General features: G+C 71.2%; 19 protein-coding genes. 18 read left to right on the forward strand and 1 reads right to left on the reverse strand.

The genetic code is table 11. The features are described 5' to 3' along the window. Window positions 1-13: 13 nt before the first annotated feature. The 6 genes from ACGF3J_RS34155 to nusB all read left to right on the forward strand — a co-directional run bounded on the left by ACGF3J_RS34155 (window position 14) and on the right by nusB (window position 4,985). On the forward strand, window positions 14-496 hold the full coding sequence (locus ACGF3J_RS34155; protein ID WP_202557849.1) for a shikimate kinase: 483 nt from the start codon (window positions 14-16) through the stop codon (window positions 494-496). Further along, on the forward strand, window positions 493-1,584 hold the full coding sequence (gene aroB / locus ACGF3J_RS34160; protein WP_122617185.1) for a 3-dehydroquinate synthase: 1,092 nt from the start codon (window positions 493-495) through the stop codon (window positions 1,582-1,584). Before ACGF3J_RS34155 ends, aroB begins: the two co-directional genes overlap by 4 nt. Window positions 1,585-1,747: 163 nt before the next feature. Then, window positions 1,748-2,644 carry a Pro-rich N-terminal domain-containing protein gene (locus ACGF3J_RS34165; RefSeq protein ID WP_161327853.1) on the forward strand — a complete coding sequence of 299 codons (897 nt, stop codon included), beginning with the start codon at window positions 1,748-1,750 and terminating at the stop codon, window positions 2,642-2,644. Window positions 2,645-2,801: 157 nt separating this feature from the next. Further along, window positions 2,802-3,908 (forward strand): aminopeptidase P family protein, encoded by a 1,107-nt coding sequence (locus tag ACGF3J_RS34170; protein WP_161327854.1) that lies wholly within the window; start codon window positions 2,802-2,804, stop codon window positions 3,906-3,908. A gap of 64 nt (window positions 3,909-3,972) precedes the next feature. Continuing rightward, entirely contained in the window at window positions 3,973-4,539 is a 567-nt protein-coding gene (gene efp, locus ACGF3J_RS34175; protein WP_055415926.1) for an elongation factor P, read from the forward strand. Window positions 4,540-4,541: 2 nt separating this feature from the next. Beyond that, a complete protein-coding gene (gene nusB, locus ACGF3J_RS34180) occupies window positions 4,542-4,985 on the forward strand; it encodes a transcription antitermination factor NusB (RefSeq protein ID WP_161327855.1) in 444 nt (147 codons plus the stop codon). A 203-nt stretch (window positions 4,986-5,188) separates the two neighbouring features. Here nusB and bldD read toward each other — a convergent pair whose 3' ends face one another. Continuing rightward, on the reverse strand, window positions 5,189-5,692 hold the full coding sequence (gene bldD, locus ACGF3J_RS34185) for a transcriptional regulator BldD (RefSeq protein ID WP_003977337.1): 504 nt from the start codon (window positions 5,690-5,692) through the stop codon (window positions 5,189-5,191). 299 nt (window positions 5,693-5,991) lie between these two features. On the opposite strand from bldD, the gene pyrR reads away from it, so the two are divergent. From pyrR to coaBC, 12 genes are all read left to right on the forward strand, one after another. Beyond that, window positions 5,992-6,579, forward strand: coding sequence for a bifunctional pyr operon transcriptional regulator/uracil phosphoribosyltransferase PyrR (pyrR, locus tag ACGF3J_RS34190; RefSeq protein ID WP_161327856.1), 588 nt, complete (start codon window positions 5,992-5,994; stop codon window positions 6,577-6,579). A 112-nt stretch (window positions 6,580-6,691) separates the two neighbouring features. Beyond that, window positions 6,692-7,672 carry an aspartate carbamoyltransferase catalytic subunit gene (locus ACGF3J_RS34195; RefSeq protein WP_161327857.1) on the forward strand — a complete coding sequence of 327 codons (981 nt, stop codon included), beginning with the start codon at window positions 6,692-6,694 and terminating at the stop codon, window positions 7,670-7,672. Window positions 7,673-7,677: 5 nt separating this feature from the next. Then, entirely contained in the window at window positions 7,678-8,964 is a 1,287-nt protein-coding gene (locus ACGF3J_RS34200) for a dihydroorotase (protein WP_161327858.1), read from the forward strand. Beyond that, window positions 8,961-9,527, forward strand: coding sequence for a hypothetical protein (locus ACGF3J_RS34205; RefSeq protein ID WP_161327859.1), 567 nt, complete (start codon window positions 8,961-8,963; stop codon window positions 9,525-9,527). The genes ACGF3J_RS34200 and ACGF3J_RS34205 overlap by 4 nt, the downstream gene beginning before the upstream one ends. Continuing rightward, complete coding sequence (gene carA, locus ACGF3J_RS34210; protein ID WP_161327860.1) at window positions 9,524-10,681, forward strand: glutamine-hydrolyzing carbamoyl-phosphate synthase small subunit; 1,158 nt, start codon at window positions 9,524-9,526, stop codon at window positions 10,679-10,681. The genes ACGF3J_RS34205 and carA overlap by 4 nt, the downstream gene beginning before the upstream one ends. Further along, window positions 10,674-13,982 (forward strand): carbamoyl-phosphate synthase large subunit, encoded by a 3,309-nt coding sequence (gene carB / locus ACGF3J_RS34215; protein ID WP_161327861.1) that lies wholly within the window; start codon window positions 10,674-10,676, stop codon window positions 13,980-13,982. Before carA ends, carB begins: the two co-directional genes overlap by 8 nt. Before the next feature lie 96 nt (window positions 13,983-14,078). Next, window positions 14,079-15,185: a quinone-dependent dihydroorotate dehydrogenase gene (locus tag ACGF3J_RS34220; RefSeq protein ID WP_161327865.1), complete on the forward strand. Its 1,107-nt coding sequence runs from the start codon at window positions 14,079-14,081 to the stop codon at window positions 15,183-15,185. A gap of 5 nt (window positions 15,186-15,190) precedes the next feature. After that, window positions 15,191-16,036 carry an orotidine-5'-phosphate decarboxylase gene (gene pyrF, locus ACGF3J_RS34225; RefSeq protein WP_161327866.1) on the forward strand — a complete coding sequence of 282 codons (846 nt, stop codon included), beginning with the start codon at window positions 15,191-15,193 and terminating at the stop codon, window positions 16,034-16,036. A gap of 235 nt (window positions 16,037-16,271) precedes the next feature. Further along, window positions 16,272-16,595: an integration host factor gene (locus ACGF3J_RS34230; protein WP_003977346.1), complete on the forward strand. Its 324-nt coding sequence runs from the start codon at window positions 16,272-16,274 to the stop codon at window positions 16,593-16,595. Between the two features lie 38 nt (window positions 16,596-16,633). Continuing rightward, on the forward strand, window positions 16,634-17,227 hold the full coding sequence (gene gmk / locus ACGF3J_RS34235) for a guanylate kinase (RefSeq protein WP_161327862.1): 594 nt from the start codon (window positions 16,634-16,636) through the stop codon (window positions 17,225-17,227). Window positions 17,228-17,278: 51 nt separating this feature from the next. After that, window positions 17,279-17,551, forward strand: coding sequence for a DNA-directed RNA polymerase subunit omega (rpoZ, locus tag ACGF3J_RS34240; RefSeq protein WP_003977348.1), 273 nt, complete (start codon window positions 17,279-17,281; stop codon window positions 17,549-17,551). 123 nt (window positions 17,552-17,674) lie between these two features. After that, window positions 17,675-18,877: a bifunctional phosphopantothenoylcysteine decarboxylase/phosphopantothenate--cysteine ligase CoaBC gene (gene coaBC / locus ACGF3J_RS34245; RefSeq protein WP_161327863.1), complete on the forward strand. Its 1,203-nt coding sequence runs from the start codon at window positions 17,675-17,677 to the stop codon at window positions 18,875-18,877. Window positions 18,878-18,954: the final 77 nt, after the last annotated feature.

Consider the following 18,954-nt stretch of genomic DNA (forward strand, 5'->3'; position numbering starts at 1 on the left):
CCTCGTCGGCCCGATGGGCGTGGGCAAGTCCACCGTCGGACAGCTGCTGGCCGAGCGGCTCGGCGTGGGCTACCGGGACACCGACGAGGACATCGTCTCCGCCCAGGGGCGCAGCATCGCCGAGATCTTCGTGGACGAGGGCGAGCCCGTCTTCCGGGAGCTGGAGAAGAACGCCGTGCGCACGGCGCTCACCGGGCACGACGGCGTGCTCGCCCTGGGCGGCGGCGCGATCCTGGACGCGGACACGCGTGCCCTGCTCGCCGGGCAGCGGGTCGTCTACCTCTCCATGGCCGTCGACGAGGCCGTCAAACGGACCGGCCTCAACGCCGCGCGTCCCCTGCTGGCGGTCAACCCGCGCAAGCAGTGGCGCGAACTGATGGAGGCCCGTCGGCACCTGTACGAGGAGGCGGCCACGGTGGTCGTGGCCACCGACGGCCGCACGCCCGAGGAAGTCACCCAAGCCGCGCTGGACGCACTGGAGTTGAAGGAAGCATGAGCGAGGCAGTCACCCGGATCCGGATCGACGGCACCGCGGGGTCCGACCCCTACGAGGTCTTGGTGGGCCGTCAGCTCCTGGGCGAGCTGGGCGGCCTGATCGGCGACCGGGCCAAGCGGGTCGCGGTGATCCACCCCGAGGCGCTCGCCGAGACCGGCGACGCCCTGCGCGCCGACCTCGCCGAGCAGGGCTACGAGGCGGTCGCCATCCAGGTGCCCAACGCCGAGGAGGCCAAGACCGCGGAGGTCGCCGCCTACTGCTGGAAGGCGCTCGGCCAGTCCGGGTTCACCCGCACCGACGTCATCATCGGTGTCGGCGGCGGCGCCAGCACCGACCTCGCCGGGTTCGTGGCCGCGACCTGGCTGCGCGGGGTCCGCTGGATCGCGGTCCCCACCACCGTGCTGGCCATGGTGGACGCGGCCGTCGGCGGCAAGACCGGCATCAACACCGCCGAGGGCAAGAACCTCGTCGGCTCCTTCCACCCGCCGGCCGGCGTCCTGTGCGACCTGGCCGCCCTGGACTCGCTGCCGGTCAACGACTACGTCTCCGGTCTTGCCGAGGTCATCAAGGCCGGCTTCATCGCCGACCCGGTGATCCTGGACCTGATCGAGTCCGACCCGCAGGCCGCGCGCACCCCGGCCGGACCGCACACCGCCGAGCTGATCGTGCGGTCCATCAAGGTCAAGGCCGAGGTCGTCTCCTCCGACCTGAAGGAGGCCGGCCTCCGGGAGATCCTCAACTACGGTCACACGCTCGGCCACGCCATCGAGAAGAACGAGCGCTACAAGTGGCGGCACGGCGCCGCCGTCGCGGTCGGCATGCACTTCGCCGCCGAACTGGGGCGCCTCGCGGGCCGCCTGGACGACGCCACCGCCGACCGGCACCGCACGATCCTCGAAGCGGTCGGCCTGCCGCTGCACTACCGCCACGACCAGTGGCCCAAGCTCGTCGAGAACATGAGGGTCGACAAGAAGTCGCGCGGCGACCTGCTCCGCTTCATCGTCCTGGACGGACTCGCCAAGCCCACCGTGCTGGAGGGCCCCGACCCGGCCGTCCTGCTCGCCGCCTACGGCGAGGTGGGTGAGTAGTACCCCGGTGCACCATCCGTCCGATTCGCCGCCCGCGACGGGCACTTAGTGCCGCCCCCGGCCGTTCACCAAAGGACGGCCGGGGGCGGTACCGTTCGGTAGCACGCGGGGCCCCCGTCCCGCTGTCAGCGCTCATCACCTGTACGAGACGGAGTGGCACCGGATGCAGCACCCCGTGGGTTCGCCGCTGCCGCCGCCCCACCAGCCGGGGCACGGACCGGTCGCCGGCTGGTCCCCGGCCGCACACCACCCGGGCCCGCACCAGGGACCCGCGCCCGTGCCGCCGCCTCAGGCGCCGGAGTACCCGATGCGGGCCCCCGGTCCCGCGGCCCCGCCGCAGACGGCGGCGCCGCACCCGGCCCCCGGACCGGCAGCGGGTGGGCACCAGCCGGCCCCGGCCCCGCCCGTGCCGGACACCACCGGCCACGTACGGCTGCCGCCCGGCGGCCCCGTCGCCGTGCCCAGCGTGCCCCCCGCGACGGCCGCCGCACCCGACTCCACCACGACCACCCTGGCGGTACTGCTCATCGGCCCCGCCGGTGCCGGCAAGACCAGCGTCGCCAAGTACTGGGCGGACCACCGCCGGGTCCCCACCGCGCACATCAGCCTCGACGACGTCCGCGAATGGGTCCGCTCCGGCTTCGCCGACCCCCAGACCGGGTGGAACGAGCACTCGGAGGCGCAGTACCGCCTCGCCCGCCGCACCTGTGGCTTCTCCGCGCGCAACTTCCTCGCCAACGGCATCTCCTGCATCCTCGACGACGCGGTCTTCCCGGACCGCCCGGTCGTCGGCCTCGGCGGCTGGAAGCGGCACGTGGGTCCCGGCCTGCTCCCGGTCGTCCTGCTGCCGGGCCTGGACATCGTCCTGGAACGCAACGCCGAACGCAGCGGCAACAGGCGCCTCACCGACGAGGAGGTCGCCCGCATCCACGGCCGCATGGCCGGCTGGTACGGCTCCGGCCTCCCCATCATCGACAACTCCCAACTCGACGTCCCCGAAACCGCCCAGGTCCTGAACGAGGTCCTGTCCCGCTCGATAGCGAGCCCGCCGGCCTGGTAGGCGCCGCGCCCCGAAGGGGCGCGGGGAACCGCGCGAGAAGCCCCACCGGCCCGCAGCCGCCACACGACAGCACCCACACCCCCCTAGGCGCACCCCCGCATCCCCACTCGGCCTCTCCCAGGCGGCGCCCCCGCAGCGGAGCCCATACGCTCGGGGCATGTCAGAGGTGTACGCGGCCCGCCGGACGCGCCTACGGGAACGCTGCAACGCGGGCGGCAGCGCGGCGGCGCTCGTCTCCCGGCCCGCCAACGTGCGCTATCTCGCGGGCGCCGCCCCGCACGGCGCCGTGCTGCTCCTCGGCAAGACCGAGGACCTGCTGGTCTGCTCCGGCCCGCTGGACGACCGGCCGGCCCAGGCCAGGCCGGACGAGTCGCTCCCGGTGCGGGCGCTGCCGGGACCCGGCGGCGACGCCGCCGTCGCGGCGACCGGCTTCGCCGCGACCCAGGGCGCCGAGTCCCTCGCCACCGAGGACCACCACCTCACCGTCGTCCGGCACCGCGCCATGCGCTCCGTCGCACCCCTGCTGCGCCTGACCGACCTGGGCCAGGCGGTCGAACAGCTCCGGGTGGTCAAGGACGAGGAGGAGATCTCCTGCCTGCGCATCGGCGCCGAGATCGCCGACCAGGCCCTCGGTGAACTCCTGGAGTCCATCCTGGTCGGCCGCACCGAACGGCATCTCGCCCTGGAGCTGGAGCGCCGCCTGGTCGACCACGGCGCCGACGGCCCCGCCTTCCCCACCTCCGTGGGCACCGGACCGAACTCGGGGCGCCGCGGCCACCGCCCCACCGACCGGCGCGTGGAGGAGGGTGACTTCCTCTCGGTCTGCCTGGGTGCGACCTACCGCGGCTACCGCTGCGAGATCGGGCGTACGTTCGTCATCGGCACCTCGCCGGCCGACTGGCAGATCGAGTTGTACGACCTCGTCTTCTCCGCCCAGCGGGCCGGACGGGAGGCGCTCGCACCCGGTGCCGCCTGCCGTGACGTGGACCGGGCCGCCCGCCAGGCGCTGGACTCGGCGGGGTACGGTGAACACCTCCCGGCGCTCACCGGTCACGGCGTCGGACTCGAAATCGACGAGGACCCGCAGTTGGCTCCTGCGGCCATGGGTAAACTGGACGCTTGTGTGCCGGTCACCGTCGAACCCGGGGTCCACCTCCCGGGCCGGGGCGGGGTCCGGATCGATGACACGCTCGTCGTGCGCCCCGAGGCGGACGGCGGACCCGAGCTACTCACCATCACGACCAAGGAGCTGCTCGCGCTCTAGCCTCGCGCTCGTGCGTACGCTCCGGGGTCGTCCACGTCAGTCCAGTCCAGGAGATTCCGCAACCGTGGCTTCCACGAACGACCTCAAGAACGGCATGGTGCTCAAGCTCGAAGGCGGCCAGCTCTGGTCCGTCGTCGAGTTCCAGCACGTCAAGCCCGGCAAGGGCCCGGCCTTCGTGCGCACCAAGCTCAAGAACGTGCTTTCCGGCAAGGTCGTCGACAAGACCTTCAACGCCGGCGTCAAGGTCGAGACGGCCACTGTCGACAAGCGTGACATGCAGTTCTCGTACATGGACGGCGACTACTTCGTCTTCATGGACATGGAGACCTACGACCAGCTGCACGTCGACCGCAAGGCCGTCGGCGACGCCGCCAACTTCCTGGTGGAGGGCTTCACCGCCACCGTCGCGCAGCACGAGGGCGAGGTGCTCTTCGTCGAGCTGCCCGCCGCCGTCGAGCTGACCATCCAGGAGACCGAGCCGGGCGTCCAGGGCGACCGCTCCACCGGCGGCACCAAGCCCGCCATCCTGGAGACCGGTCACCAGATCAACGTCCCGCTCTTCATCACCACCGGTGAGAAGATCAAGGTCGACACCCGTTCCAGTGACTACCTCGGCCGGGTGAACAGCTAACCGTGGCTGCTCGCAACACGGCCCGCAAGCGCGCGTTCCAGATCCTCTTCGAGGGCGATCAGCGCGGCGCCGACGTCCTGACGGTGCTCGCCGACTGGGTCCGGCACTCCCGGTCCGACACCCGGCAGCCGCCGGTGAGCGAGTTCACGATGGAGCTGGTCGAGGGCTACGCCGCCCACGCCGAGCGCATCGACGAGCTGATCGCGCAGTACGCGGTCGGCTGGACGCTCGACCGGATGCCCGTCGTCGACCGCAACATCCTGCGCCTGGGCGCGTACGAGCTGGTCTGGGTCGACGCGACTCCGGACGCCGTCGTCCTGGACGAGATGGTGCAGCTGGCGAAGGAGTTCTCTACGGACGACTCGCCCGCGTTCGTCAACGGCCTGCTCGGCCGGCTGAAGGACCTGAAGCCCTCGCTGCGCCGTGACTCCGCAGGTGGCGCGTAGGACGCGGCGCCGTAGGGGTGCTGGGAGGGGCGGCTGCGGGTAGTCCGTGGCTGATCACGCCCACGCGGCGGTGGCCGCAGGGTCGACCCAGCCCCGCGCCCCTGGGTGTGCTGAGCTTCCGGACGTGAAAACGCCGCCGGGGTGGCCAGGACCATTCGGTTCCGGCCACCCCGGCGGCACGTTTCTGCTGAGGTGTGTGGGGCTCAGAGTTCGTCGTGGGACGCCACCGCGCGGCGCGCGTCCGCGTCCAGGACGCCCCAGCTGATCAGCTGCTCGGTCAGGACCGAGGGCGACTGGTCGTAGATGACGGCGAGTGTGCGCAGGTCGTCCTGGCGGATGGAGAGCACCTTGCCGTTGTAGTCACCGCGCTGCGACTGGATCGTGGCCGCGTACCGCTGGAGGGGGCCCGCCTTCTCGGCCGGCACCGTGGCCAGCCGCTCCAGGTCCAGGACCAGCTTCGGCGGCGGCTCGGCGGCACCGCCCGGGGTGGTGCCCGGCAGCAGCTCCTGTACGGGAACGCCGTAGAAGTCCGCCAACTCGGCGAGGCGCTGCACGGTCACGGCACGGTCGCCGCGCTCGTACGAGCCGACCACGACGGCCTTCCAGCGGCCCTGGGACTTCTCCTCGACACCGTGGAGGGAAAGGCCCTGCTGGGTGCGGATGGCCCGGAGCTTGGCCCCGAGCTGTTTGGCGTATTCGCTGGACATATGGCTCCCCGGACAAGGTGTCGACGCGGCAGGCTCTGTCTGCCGGCTCGCGCGGCTGGTAACTCACTGTGAGGTTACGCAGCGTTACTCTGCTGCGTCAAGCCGAATGGGCCGCACCGACTCTTCCGTGGTATCCGCCATCCATTGCTCCGAGCGGGTGACACGGATGCGGCAGAAGAGTGACAGGGGGGTGTCGGGGGTGCCGCCTACGCGGTCATGTGTGCCTGCTACCGTAGGTGGCGCATATCCGACGTCCTTTAAGATCCGTCCCGTGAGGCGGAGAAGGGGGTCCGTTTCCCATGGACAAGCAGGACACGCAGGACGCGCAGCCGTACGCACGGCCCGTCCTGGAGGGACCCGACATCGCACGGGTCCTGACCCGCATCGCCCACGAGATCGTCGAGCGCGCCAAGGGCGCCGACGACGTGGTGCTCCTCGGCATCCCGACCAGAGGCGTCTTCCTCGCCCGGCGGCTCGCCGACAAGCTGGAGCACATCACCGAACGCAAGATGCCGGTCGGCTCGCTCGACATCACCATGTACCGCGACGACCTGCGCATGCACCCGCCGCGCGCCCTGGCCCGCACCGACATCCCCGGTGACGGCATCGACGGCCGCCTGGTCGTCCTCGTCGACGACGTGCTCTTCTCCGGCCGCACCATCCGGGCCGCCCTCGACGCGCTGGGCGACATCGGCCGCCCGCGCGCGGTGCAGCTCGCGGTCCTCGTCGACCGGGGCCACCGCGAACTGCCCATCCGCGCCGACTACGTCGGCAAGAACCTCCCGACGTCGCTGCGGGAGACGGTCAAGGTCCAGCTCGCCGAGGAGGACGGTCGCGACACCGTGCTGCTCGGTGCCAAGCCGGCCGCCCCGGGCGCCCACCCCTAGCGCTGCGCGTACGCACCCCCGTGCCGTACGCCCCGTCGGCGCGCCCCCGCGCGTGCCTGGCCGCCCGAATTATCCCGCTCTTCCGCTTGACTCGCCCTACGGAGCCTGACAGATGCAGCGTCATCTCATCTCGGCCGCCGACCTCACCCGCGACGACGCCGTCCTGATCCTCGACACCGCCGAGGAGATGGCCCGGGTCGCGGACCGGCCGATCAAGAAACTGCCGACCCTGCGCGGCCGGACCGTCGTCAACCTCTTCTTCGAGGACTCCACCCGGACCCGGATCTCCTTCGAGGCCGCCGAGAAGCGCCTGTCCGCGGACGTCATCAACTTCACCGCCAAGGGGTCCAGCGTCTCCAAGGGCGAGTCCCTCAAGGACACCGCCCAGACCCTGGAGGCCATGGGCGTCGACGCGGTCGTCATCCGGCACGGCGCCTCCGGCGCCCCGTACCGGCTGGCCACCTCCGGCTGGATCGACGCGGCCGTGGTCAACGCCGGCGACGGCACCCACCAGCACCCCACCCAGGCCCTCCTCGACGCCTTCACGATGCGCCGCCGCCTGGTCGGCCGCGACGCCGGCCTCGGCAAGGACCTGAACGGCCGCCGGATCACCCTGGTCGGCGACATCCTGCACAGCAGGGTCGCCCGCTCCAACGTCGACCTGCTGCACACCCTCGGCGCCGAGGTCACCCTCGTCGCCCCGCCCACCCTGCTGCCGGTCGGCGTCGAGACCTGGCCCTGCGAGGTCTCCTACGACCTCGACTCGACGCTCCCCAAGTCCGACGCGGTGATGCTGCTGCGCGTGCAGCGCGAGCGCATGAACGCCGCGTTCTTCCCGACCGAGCGCGAGTACTCCCGCCGCTACGGCCTCGACGGCGAACGCATGGCGAAGATGCCCGACCACGCCATCGTGATGCACCCCGGCCCGATGGTCCGCGGCATGGAGATCACCGCCGACGTCGCCGACTCCGACCGCTGCACCGTCGTCGAGCAGGTCGCCAACGGCGTCTCCATCCGGATGGCCGTCCTGTACCTGCTGCTGGGCGGCAACGAGCCCGCCGTCACCCACGCCCGCACCACCGAGGAGAAGTAAGACACATGAGCAAGATCCTGATCCGCGGTGCGAAGGTGCTCGGCGGCGAGCCGCAGGACGTGCTGATCGACGGCGCGACGATCGCCGAGGTCGGTACGGGGCTGAGCGCCGAGGGCGCCGAGGTCGTCGAAGCCGGCGGGAAGGTGCTGCTGCCCGGCCTGGTCGACCTCCACACCCACCTGCGCGAGCCCGGGCGCGAGGACTCCGAGACCGTCCTGACCGGCACCCGGGCGGCGGCCAGTGGCGGCTACACCAACGTCTTCGCCATGGCCAACACCTTCCCGGTCGCCGACACCGCAGGCGTCGTCGAGCAGGTCTGGCGGCTCGGCCAGGAATCCGGCTACTGCGACGTGCAGCCCATCGGCGCCGTGACCGTCGGCCTGGAGGGCGCCAAGCTCGCCGAGCTGGGCGCCATGCACGAGTCCGCGGCCGGCGTCACCGTCTTCTCCGACGACGGCAAGTGCGTCCACGACGCCGTGATCATGCGCCGCGCCCTGGAGTACGTGAAGGCCTTCAACGGCGTCGTCGCCCAGCACGCCCAGGAGCCCCGCCTCACCGAGGGCGCGCAGATGAACGAGGGCGTCGTCTCCGCCGAGCTGGGCCTCGGCGGCTGGCCGGCGGTGGCCGAGGAGTCGGTCATCGCGCGGGACGTGCTGCTCGCCGAGCACGTCGGCTCCCGCGTCCACATCTGCCACCTGTCGACCGCCGGGTCCGTCGAGATCGTCCGCTGGGCCAAGTCCCGAGGCATCGACGTCACCGCCGAGGTCACCCCGCACCACCTGCTCCTCACCGACGAGCTGGTCCGGTCGTACAACCCGGTCTACAAGGTCAACCCGCCGCTGCGCACCGAGCGTGACGTCCTGGCGCTGCGCGAGGCGCTCGCCGACGGCACGATCGACATCGTCGCCACCGACCACGCCCCGCACCCGCACGAGGACAAGGACTGCGAGTGGGCCGCCGCCGCCATGGGGATGGTGGGCCTGGAGACCGCGCTGTCGGTGGTCCAGGAGACCATGGTGGACACGGGCCTGCTGGACTGGGCCGGCGTCGCCGACCGGATGTCCGTCAAGCCCGCGCAGATCGGACAGGCCACCGGACACGGCCGTCCCGTCTCGGCTGGTGAGCCCGCCAACCTCACTCTCGTCGACACGGAATACCGTGGCCAGGTGGACCCCGCGGGCTTCGCCTCGCGCAGCCGCAACACCCCGTACGAGGGTCGTGAGCTGCCGGGCCGTGTGACGCACACGTGGCTGCGGGGCAAGGCCACGCTCGTCGACGGGAAGCTCACGTGACACCTGTAATCCTGCTGGCCGCCGAGAAGGAATCGGCGCAAGTGACCGACTGGGCCGCCCGCATCGGCTGGGTCGTCGGCCTCGGACTGTTCGTCGCGCTCGTCTACTGGCTGATGCGCGAGGGCTGGAAGTGGCGTGGCACCCTCCAGGGCGACCTGCCCGAGCTGCCCAGCGCGCCGGACGACCCCGGCCCGGCGAGACTGGTACTGAGCGGCCGCTACCACGGCTCCACCACCGCCGGGCAGTGGCTGGACCGCATCGTGGCGCACGGCCTGGGCACCCGCAGCCGGGTCGAGCTCACCCTGACGGAGACGGGACTGGACGTCGTACGCCCCGGCGCGGCCGACTTCTTCGTCCCCGTCGCCGCACTGCGCGAGGCCCGGCTCGACAAGGGCATCGCGGGCAAGGTCCTCACCGAGGGCGGACTGCTCGTCGTCACCTGGGCGCACGGCGACAAGCTGATCGACTCCGGCTTCCGCTCCGACCACGCGGCCGAGCACAACGAGTGGGTCGAAACACTGAACGACATGATCAACAAGACGGAAACGGAAGGCGCACGATGACGACCTCCACCAGGGGAGTTGACAGGACTCCCGCCGTACTCGTCCTGGAGGACGGCCGGACCTTCCGCGGCCGCGCCTACGGGGCCGTGGGGGCCACCTTCGGCGAAGCCGTGTTCTCCACCGGAATGACCGGCTACCAGGAGACCCTCACCGACCCGTCGTACCACCGCCAGGTCGTCGTCATGACCGCCCCGCACGTCGGGAACACCGGGGTCAACGACGAGGACATGGAGTCGAAGAAGATCTGGGTCGCCGGCTACGTCGTCCGCGACCCCGCGCGTGTGCCCTCCAACTGGCGCTCCACCCGTTCCCTCGACGAGGAGCTGGCCGCCCAGGGAGTCGTCGGCATCTCCGGCATCGACACCCGCGCCCTCACCCGCCACCTGCGCGAACGCGGCGCCATGCGGGTCGGCATCTTCTCCGGCCACGCGCTGCCCGACGAGGGCACCATGCTCGCCGAGGTCCGCCAGGCCCCCGAGATGAGCGGCGCCGACCTCTCCGCCGAGGTCGCCACCACCGAGGCGTACGTCGTCCCCGCGATCGGCGAGAAGAAGTACACCGTCGCCGCCATCGACCTCGGCATCAAGGGCATGACCCCGCACCGCATGGCCGAGCGCGGCATCGAGGTGCACGTGCTGCCCGCCACGGCCACCGTCGAGGACGTCTACGCCGTCGAGCCGGACGGCGTCTTCTTCTCCAACGGACCCGGCGACCCGGCCACCGCCGACCACCCGGTCTCCGTCATGCGGGGCGTCCTGGAGCGCGGCACCCCCCTCTTCGGCATCTGCTTCGGCAACCAGATCCTGGGCCGCGCGCTCGGCTTCGGCACCTTCAAGCTGAAGTACGGCCACCGCGGCATCAACCAGCCGGTGCAGGACCGTACGACCGGCAAGGTCGAGGTCACCGCGCACAACCACGGCTTCGCCGTCGACGCCCCGCTCGACCGGGTCTCCGACACCCCCTACGGCCGCGCCGAGGTCTCCCACGTCTGCCTCAACGACAACGTGGTGGAGGGCCTCCAGCTCCTCGACCGGCCGGCCTTCAGCGTCCAGTACCACCCCGAGGCGGCCGCCGGCCCGCACGACGCCGCCTACCTGTTCGACCGCTTCACGTCTTTGATGAGCACCGCTTTGATGGAGGGCCAGCGTGCCTAAGCGCACCGATATCCAGTCCGTCCTGGTCATCGGCTCCGGCCCGATCGTCATCGGCCAGGCCGCCGAGTTCGACTACTCCGGCACCCAGGCGTGCCGCGTGCTCAAGGCCGAGGGTCTGCGCGTCATCCTGGTGAACTCCAACCCCGCGACGATCATGACCGACCCGGAGATCGCCGACGCCACCTACGTCGAGCCGATCACCCCCGAGTTCGTCGAGAAGATCATCGCCAAGGAGCGCCCCGACGCGCTCCTGCCGACGCTCGGCGGCCAGACCGCCCTCAACACCGCGATCTCCATGCACGACCAGGGCGTGCTGGAGAAGTACGGCGTCGAACTGATCGGCGCCAACGTCGAGGCGATCAACAAGGGCGAGGACCGCGACCTCTTCAAGGGCGTCGTCGAGGAGGTCCGCAAGAAGATCGGGCACGGCGAGTCCGCCCGCTCCTACATCTGCCACTCCATGGACGACGTCCTCAAGGGCGTCGACGCGCTCGGCGGCTACCCGGTCGTCGTCCGCCCGTCCTTCACCATGGGCGGCGCCGGCTCCGGCTTCGCCCACGACGAGGAGGAACTGCGCCGCATCGCCGGTCAGGGCCTCACTCTCTCGCCGACCACCGAGGTGCTCCTGGAGGAGTCCATCCTCGGCTGGAAGGAGTACGAACTGGAGCTGATGCGCGACAAGCACGACAACGTGGTGGTCGTCTGCTCCATCGAGAACTTCGACCCCATGGGCGTGCACACCGGCGACTCGATCACCGTCGCGCCCGCGATGACCCTGACCGACCGCGAGTACCAGGTGCTGCGCGACGTCGGCATCGCGATCATCCGCGAGGTCGGCGTCGACACCGGCGGCTGCAACATCCAGTTCGCGGTGAACCCCGATGACGGTCGCGTGATCGTCATCGAGATGAACCCGCGCGTGTCGCGCTCCTCGGCGCTCGCCTCCAAGGCGACCGGCTTCCCGATCGCCAAGATCGCCGCCAAGCTGGCCGTCGGCTACACGCTCGACGAGATCCCGAACGACATCACGCGCGAGACCCCGGCCTCCTTCGAGCCGACCCTCGACTACGTGGTCGTCAAGGCCCCGCGCTTCGCCTTCGAGAAGTTCCCGCAGGCCGACTCCACCCTCACCACCACCATGAAGTCGGTCGGCGAGGCCATGGCCATCGGCCGCAACTTCACCGAGGCCTTCCAGAAGGCCCTGCGCTCGCTGGAGAAGAAGGGCAGCCAGTTCACCTTCGTCGGCGAGACGGGCGACAAGGCCGAGCTGCTGCGCGAGGCCGTCCGGCCCACCGACGGCCGCATCAACCTGGTCATGCAGGCCATCCGCGCGGGCGCCACGCCCGAGGAGGTCTTCGAGTACACGAAGATCGACCCCTGGTTCGTCGACCAGCTCTTCCTGATCAAGGAGACCGCCGACGAGCTGACCGCGGCGCCCGAGCTGACCGCCGACCTGCTCGCCGAGGCCAAGCGGCACGGCTTCTCCGACCAGCAGGTCGGCGAGATCCGCGGCCTGCGCGAGGACGTCGTCCGCGAGGTCCGGCACGCGCTCGGGATCCGCCCGGTCTACAAGACGGTCGACACCTGTGCGGCCGAGTTCGCCGCGCAGACGCCGTACTTCTACTCCTCCTACGACGAGGAGACCGAGGTCGCGCCGCGCGAGAAGCCGGCCGTCATCATCCTGGGCTCCGGCCCGAACCGCATCGGCCAGGGCATCGAGTTCGACTACTCCTGCGTCCACGCCTCCTTCGCGCTCAGCGACGCCGGGTACGAGACCGTGATGGTCAACTGCAACCCGGAGACCGTCTCCACCGACTACGACACCTCCGACCGGCTGTACTTCGAGCCGCTCACCCTGGAGGACGTCCTGGAGATCGTCCACGCGGAGCAGCAGGCCGGGCCGGTCGCCGGTGTCGTCGTCCAGCTCGGCGGCCAGACCCCGCTGGGCCTGTCGCAGGCGCTCAAGGACAACGGCGTGCCGGTCGTCGGCACCTCGCCCGAGGCCATCCACGCCGCGGAGGATCGCGGCGCCTTCGGCCGGGTCCTCGCGGAGGCCGGCCTGCCCGCCCCCAAGCACGGCACCGCCACCACCTTCGCCGAGGCCAAGGGCATCGCCGACGAGATCGGCTACCCGGTCCTGGTACGGCCCTCCTACGTCCTCGGCGGACGCGGCATGGAGATCGTCTACGACGAGACCCGCCTGGAGGCGTACATCGCCGAGTCGACCGAGATCAGCCCCTCGCGGCCGGTCCTCGTCGACCGGTTCCTGGACGACGCCATCGAGATCGACGTCGACGCGCTGTACGACGGCGAGGAGCTGTACCTGGGCGGCGTCATGGAGCACATCGAGGAGGCCGGCATCCACTCCGGCGACTCGGCGTGCGCCCTGCCCCCGATCACGCTCGGCGGCTTCGACATCAAGCGGCTGCGCGCCTCCACCGAGGGCATCGCCAAGGGCGTCGGCGTACGCGGCCTGATCAACATCCAGTTCGCGCTGGCCGGGGACATCCTGTACGTCCTGGAGGCCAACCCGCGCGCCTCCCGCACCGTCCCCTTCACCTCGAAGGCGACCGCGGTGCCGCTGGCCAAGGCCGCCGCCCGCATCTCGCTGGGCGCGACCATCGCCGAGCTGCGCGCCGAGGGCCTGCTCCCGGCCACCGGCGACGGCGGCGAGCTGCCGCTGGACGCGCCGATCTCCGTCAAGGAGGCCGTGATGCCGTGGTCCCGCTTCCGGGACATCCACGGCCGCGGCGTCGACACGGTGCTCGGCCCGGAGATGCGCTCCACCGGCGAGGTCATGGGCATCGACTCGGTCTTCGGCACGGCCTACGCCAAGTCGCAGGCCGGCGCCTACGGCCCGCTGCCCACCAAGGGCCGTGCCTTCATCTCGGTCGCCAACCGGGACAAGCGCTCGATGATCTTCCCGGCCCGCGAGCTGGTCGCCCACGGCTTCGAGCTGATGGCCACCTCCGGCACCGCCGAGGTCCTCAAGCGCAACGGCATCAACGCCACGGTGGTCCGCAAGCAGTCCGAGGGCCCCGGCCCCAACGGCGAGAAGACCATCGTCCAGCTCATCCACGACGGTGGCGTCGACCTCATCGTCAACACCCCGTACGGCACCGGCGGCCGCCTCGACGGCTACGACATCCGTACGGCCGCCGTGGCCCGCTCCGTGCCCTGCCTGACCACCGTCCAGGCACTGGCGGCGGCGGTCCAGGGCATCGACGCCCTCAACCACGGAGACGTGGGAGTGCGCTCGCTCCAGGAACACGCGGAATTCCTGACCGCGGCCCGCGACTAGCGGCCCCGAGGGGGACACCGGAAACGGTGTCCCCCTCTTCATGAGCCGACCGTCTCCGTCATGAGCCGACCGTCCGCAGAGGCGTCACGAGGACACATGTACACGATCTTCTTCAAGCTCTTCTTCTCCCGCATGGACCCGGAGCAGGCCCACCACCTGGCCTTCCGCTGGATCCGCCTGGCTGCCCGCGTCCCCGTGCTGCGCACCTTCGTCGCCGCCGCGCTCGCGCCCCGCCACAAGGAACTCCGCACCGAGGCCCTGGGCCTGCGCATGCACGGACCCTTCGGGCTCGCCGCCGGTTTCGACAAGAACGCCGTCGCCGTCGACGGCATGGCGATGCTCGGCTTCGACCACGTCGAGATCGGCACCGTGACCGGGGAGCCGCAGCCCGGCAACCCCAAGCAGCGGCTGTTCCGGCTGGTGGGCGACCGGGCGCTGATCAACCGGATGGGCTTCAACAACGACGGCTCGCTGGCCGTGGCCGCCCGCCTGGCCTCCCGCACGCCCGTCTTCCGGACCGTCGTCGGCGTCAACATCGGCAAGACCAAGGTCGTCCCGGAGGAGGAGGCCGTCGGCGACTACGTGAAGTCCGCCGAACGGCTCGCCCCGCACGCCGACTACCTGGTCGTCAACGTCTCCTCCCCGAACACGCCCGGGCTGCGCAACCTCCAGGCCACCGAGGCGCTGCGCCCGCTCCTGACGGCGGTCCGCGAGGCCGCCGACCGCGCGGTCACCGCACGGCGCGTCCCGCTCCTGGTGAAGATCGCGCCGGACCTCGCCGACGAGGACGTGGACGCGGTCGCCGACCTGGCCGTGGAGCTCGGCCTGGACGGCATCATCGCCACCAACACCACCATCGCGCGCGAGGGGCTGGGCCTGACCTCCTCACCCGCCCTCGTGCGGGAGACCGGCGGCCTGTCCGGCGCGCCCCTCAAGGCGCGCTCCCTGGAGGTCCTGCGCCGCCTGTACGCGCGCGTGGGCGACCGGATCACCCTGGTGGGCGTCGGCGGCGTGGAGAACGCCGAGGACGCCTGGGAGCGCATCCTGGCCGGCGCCACGCTGGTCCAGGGCTACAGCGCGTTCATCTACCAGGGCCCGTTCTGGGGCCGTGCCGTCCACAAGGGCCTCGCCGCGCGGCTGCGGCAGAGCCCCTACGCCACCCTCGCCGACGCGGTCGGCGCCGACGTGAGGAAGCCCCGATGACCCGCATGACGGCACTCGAGCCCTTTGGCGCCCGACTGCGCCGCGCGATGGACGAGCGCGGCCCGCTGTGCGTCGGCATCGACCCGCACGCCTCCCTGCTCGCCGAGTGGGGGCTGGGCGACGACGTGGCCGGTCTGGAGCGCTTCAGCCGCACCGTGGTCGAGGCGACGGCGGACCGGGTGGCCGTGCTCAAGCCGCAGAGCGCCTTCTTCGAGCGCTTCGGTTCACGCGGCGTCGCCGTCCTGGAGAAGTGCGTCGAGGAGGCGCGGGCGGCCGGGGCACTGGTCGTGATGGACGCCAAGCGCGGCGACATCGGCTCGACCATGGCCGCCTACGCGGAGTCCTTCCTGCACAAGGACGCGCCGCTGTTCTCGGACGCGCTGACGGTCTCGCCCTACCTCGGCTACGGCTCCCTGAGGCCGGCCGTCGACCTGGCGCGCGAGAGCGGCGCCGGCCTGTTCGTGCTGGCGCTGACCTCCAACCCGGAGGGCGGCGAGGTCCAGCACGCGGTGCGGTCCGACGGGCGGAGCGTGGGGGCGACGATGCTGGCGCATCTGGCCGCCGAGAACGCGGGGGAGGAGCCCCTCGGCTCCTTCGGCGCCGTGGTCGGCGCCACCCTCGGCGACCTGTCCTCGTACGACCTGGACGTCAACGGACCGCTTCTCGCGCCCGGCATCGGCGCCCAGGGGGCGACCCCGGCGGACCTGCCGCGGGTGTTCGGGGCGGCGGTGCGCAATGTGGTGCCGAATGTCAGCCGGGGTGTGCTTCGTCACGGTCCGGACGCGACCGCGCTGCGTACGGCCACGGACCGCTTCGCCGACGAGGTCAGGACCGCTTTGGCGGCGGCCTAGGACGTCCGGACCTTGGATACATCCTCAAATCCGAGGCATTATGTCCTAAATGTCTGGCCTGACGGAGGCTGACCAGGACTTTTCCGCTGTTCTCGCTGACTCTGGCGGACTTGACCGCTAGTCTCCGTCGAGAGTCGGCGGGCAAGCGTGTGTTGCTCGCGGCTCCCCAGGTGTGGGGCGACTAGGTTCCTCACCGGTCCGTATCCGACAGTTCGACATCCGAGGTGACGTAGGCGTGGCTCTTCCGCCCCTTACCCCTGAACAGCGCGCAGCCGCGCTCGAAAAGGCCGCCGCGGCTCGCCGGGAGCGGGCCGAGGTCAAGAATCGACTCAAGCACTCCGGCGCCTCCCTCCACGAGGTCATCAAGCAGGGTCAGGAGAACGACGTCATCGGCAAGATGAAGGTCTCCGCCCTCCTCGAGTCCCTGCCGGGCGTGGGCAAGGTCCGCGCCAAGCAGATCATGGAGCGTCTGGGCATCTCCGAGAGCCGCCGCGTGCGCGGTCTCGGGTCCAACCAGATCGCCTCCCTGGAGCGTGAGTTCGGCAGCACCGGCAGCTGAGTCCGGACCACTCCGGGATTGCTGGAATAATCGCTGGCATGGCTGCAACACCCCGGGGGACGTCCCCCGTACCCCCGGACGCACGTCCGCGGCTGACCGTGCTCTCCGGCCCCTCGGGGGTCGGCAAGAGCACGGTCGTCGCCCATATGCGCAAGGAACACCCCGAGGTATGGCTGTCGGTGTCGGCGACGACCCGCCGGCCCCGCCCGGGCGAGCAGCACGGTGTCCACTACTTCTTCGTCACCGACGAGGAGATGGACAAGCTGATCGCCAACGGGGAGCTGCTGGAGTGGGCCGAGTTCGCCGGCAACCGCTACGGCACGCCGCGCACGGCGGTACTGGAGCGCCTGGAGGCCGGTGAGCCGGTGCTCCTGGAGATCGACCTCCAGGGCGCCCGGCAGGTCCGCTCCTCCATGCCCGAGGCCCAGCTGGTGTTCCTCGCCCCGCCCTCCTGGGAGGAGCTGGTGCGCCGGCTCACCGGGCGCGGCACCGAACCGCCGGACGTGATCGAGCGCCGCCTCGACACGGCCAAGGTCGAGCTGGCGGCCGAGCCGGAGTTCGACCAGACACTGGTCAACACCTCCGTCGAGGACGTGGCGCGCGAGCTGCTAGCCTTGACGAACGTCGTGTGATCGTTACTGGTCACCCTGACTGAATCTTTCCCATCCATCGGAAGGTAGAGCGTGTCCTCTTCCATCTCCGCGCCCGAGGGCATCATCAACCCGCCGATCGACGAGCTCCTCGAGGCCACGGACTCGAAGTACAGCCTCGTGATCTACGCGGCCAAGCGGGCCCGCCAGATCAACGCGTACTACTCGCAGCTCGGTGAGGGCCTCCTCGAGTACGTCGGTCCGCTCGTCGACACCCACGTGCACGAGAAGCCGCTCTCGATCGCCCTGCGCGAGATCAACGCGGGGCTGCTGACCTCCGAGGCCATCGAGGGTCCGGCGCAGTAGTACCGGCGACATCGGCGGTAGTATTTTCAGCCTGAAGCTGACTTTTCCACAGGCCCGGCAGCCCGACTGTCGGGCCTGTGGTGTGTCATGGGTCGTAAGCGTTATCCGAGTCGGGGAGAGACGGTGGACAAGCCCAAGGTCGTTCTGGGGGTCAGTGGCGGCATCGCCGCGTACAAGGCCTGTGAGCTGCTGCGCAGGTTCACGGAGTCGGGGCACGAGGTCCGGGTCGTCCCCACCGCCTCCGCCCTGCACTTCGTCGGCGCCGCCACCTGGTCCGCCCTGTCCGGGAACCCCGTGTCGACCGAGGTGTGGGACGACGTCCACGAGGTCCCGCACGTGCGCATCGGGCAGCACGCCGACCTGGTCGTCGTCGCGCCCGCCACCGCCGACATGCTGGCCAAGGCGGCCCACGGCCTCGCCGACGACCTTCTCACCAACACACTCCTGACGGCCCGCTGCCCGGTCGTCTTCGCCCCCGCCATGCACACCGAGATGTGGGAGCACCCGGCCACCCAGGAGAACGTGGCGACACTGCGCCGCCGCGGCGCCGTCGTCGTCGAGCCGGCCGTCGGCCGCCTCACCGGCGTCGACACCGGCAAGGGCCGGCTGCCCGACCCCGGCGGGATCTTCGAGGTCTGCCGCCTGGTGCTCGCCCGCGGCACCCGGGAGCCGGACCTCACCGGACGCCACGTCGTGGTCAGCGCCGGCGGCACCCGGGAGCCCCTCGACCCGGTCCGGTTCCTGGGGAACCGCTCCTCCGGCAAGCAGGGCTACGCCCTCGCCCGCACCGCCGCCGCGCGCGGGGCCCGCGTCACCCTGCTCTCGGCGAACCCGTCGCTCCCGGACCCGGCCGGCGTGGACGTGGTCCCGGTGGGCACCGCGGTGGAGCTGCGCGAGGCGGTGCTGCGGGCCGCGGCGGACGCCGACGCCGTCGTCATGGCCGCGGCGGTCGCCGACTTCCGCCCGGCCGTCTACGCCACCGGGAAGATCAAGAAGAAGGACGGCCAGGAACCGGCGCCGATCGCCCTGGTGCGGAATCCGGACATCCTCGCCGAGGTCTCCGGCAGCCGGGCCCGCTCCGGGCAGGTGGTCGTCGGCTTCGCCGCCGAGACCGACGACGTCCTCGCCAACGGCAGGGCGAAGCTGAAGCGCAAGGGCTGCGACCTCCTCGTGGTCAACGAGGTGGGGGAGCGCAAGACCTTCGGCTCCGAGGAGAACGAGGCCGTCGTCCTCGGCGCCGACGGCAGCGAGACCCCGGTTCCGCACGGCCCCAAGGAGGCGCTGGCCGAGACCGTGTGGGACCTCGTGGCCGAACGACTCGCCTGAATGAGCCATTCGGCCGGGCGGTCCGCGCGAACCCCGCGCATTCGAGCGTGGCGGCCCTGGCCAAGGCCGCCTCGTTC

The organism is Streptomyces sp. NPDC048171 (assembly GCF_043202655.1).
In the GTDB taxonomy this organism is placed as follows: Bacteria; Actinomycetota; Actinomycetes; order Streptomycetales; family Streptomycetaceae; genus Streptomyces.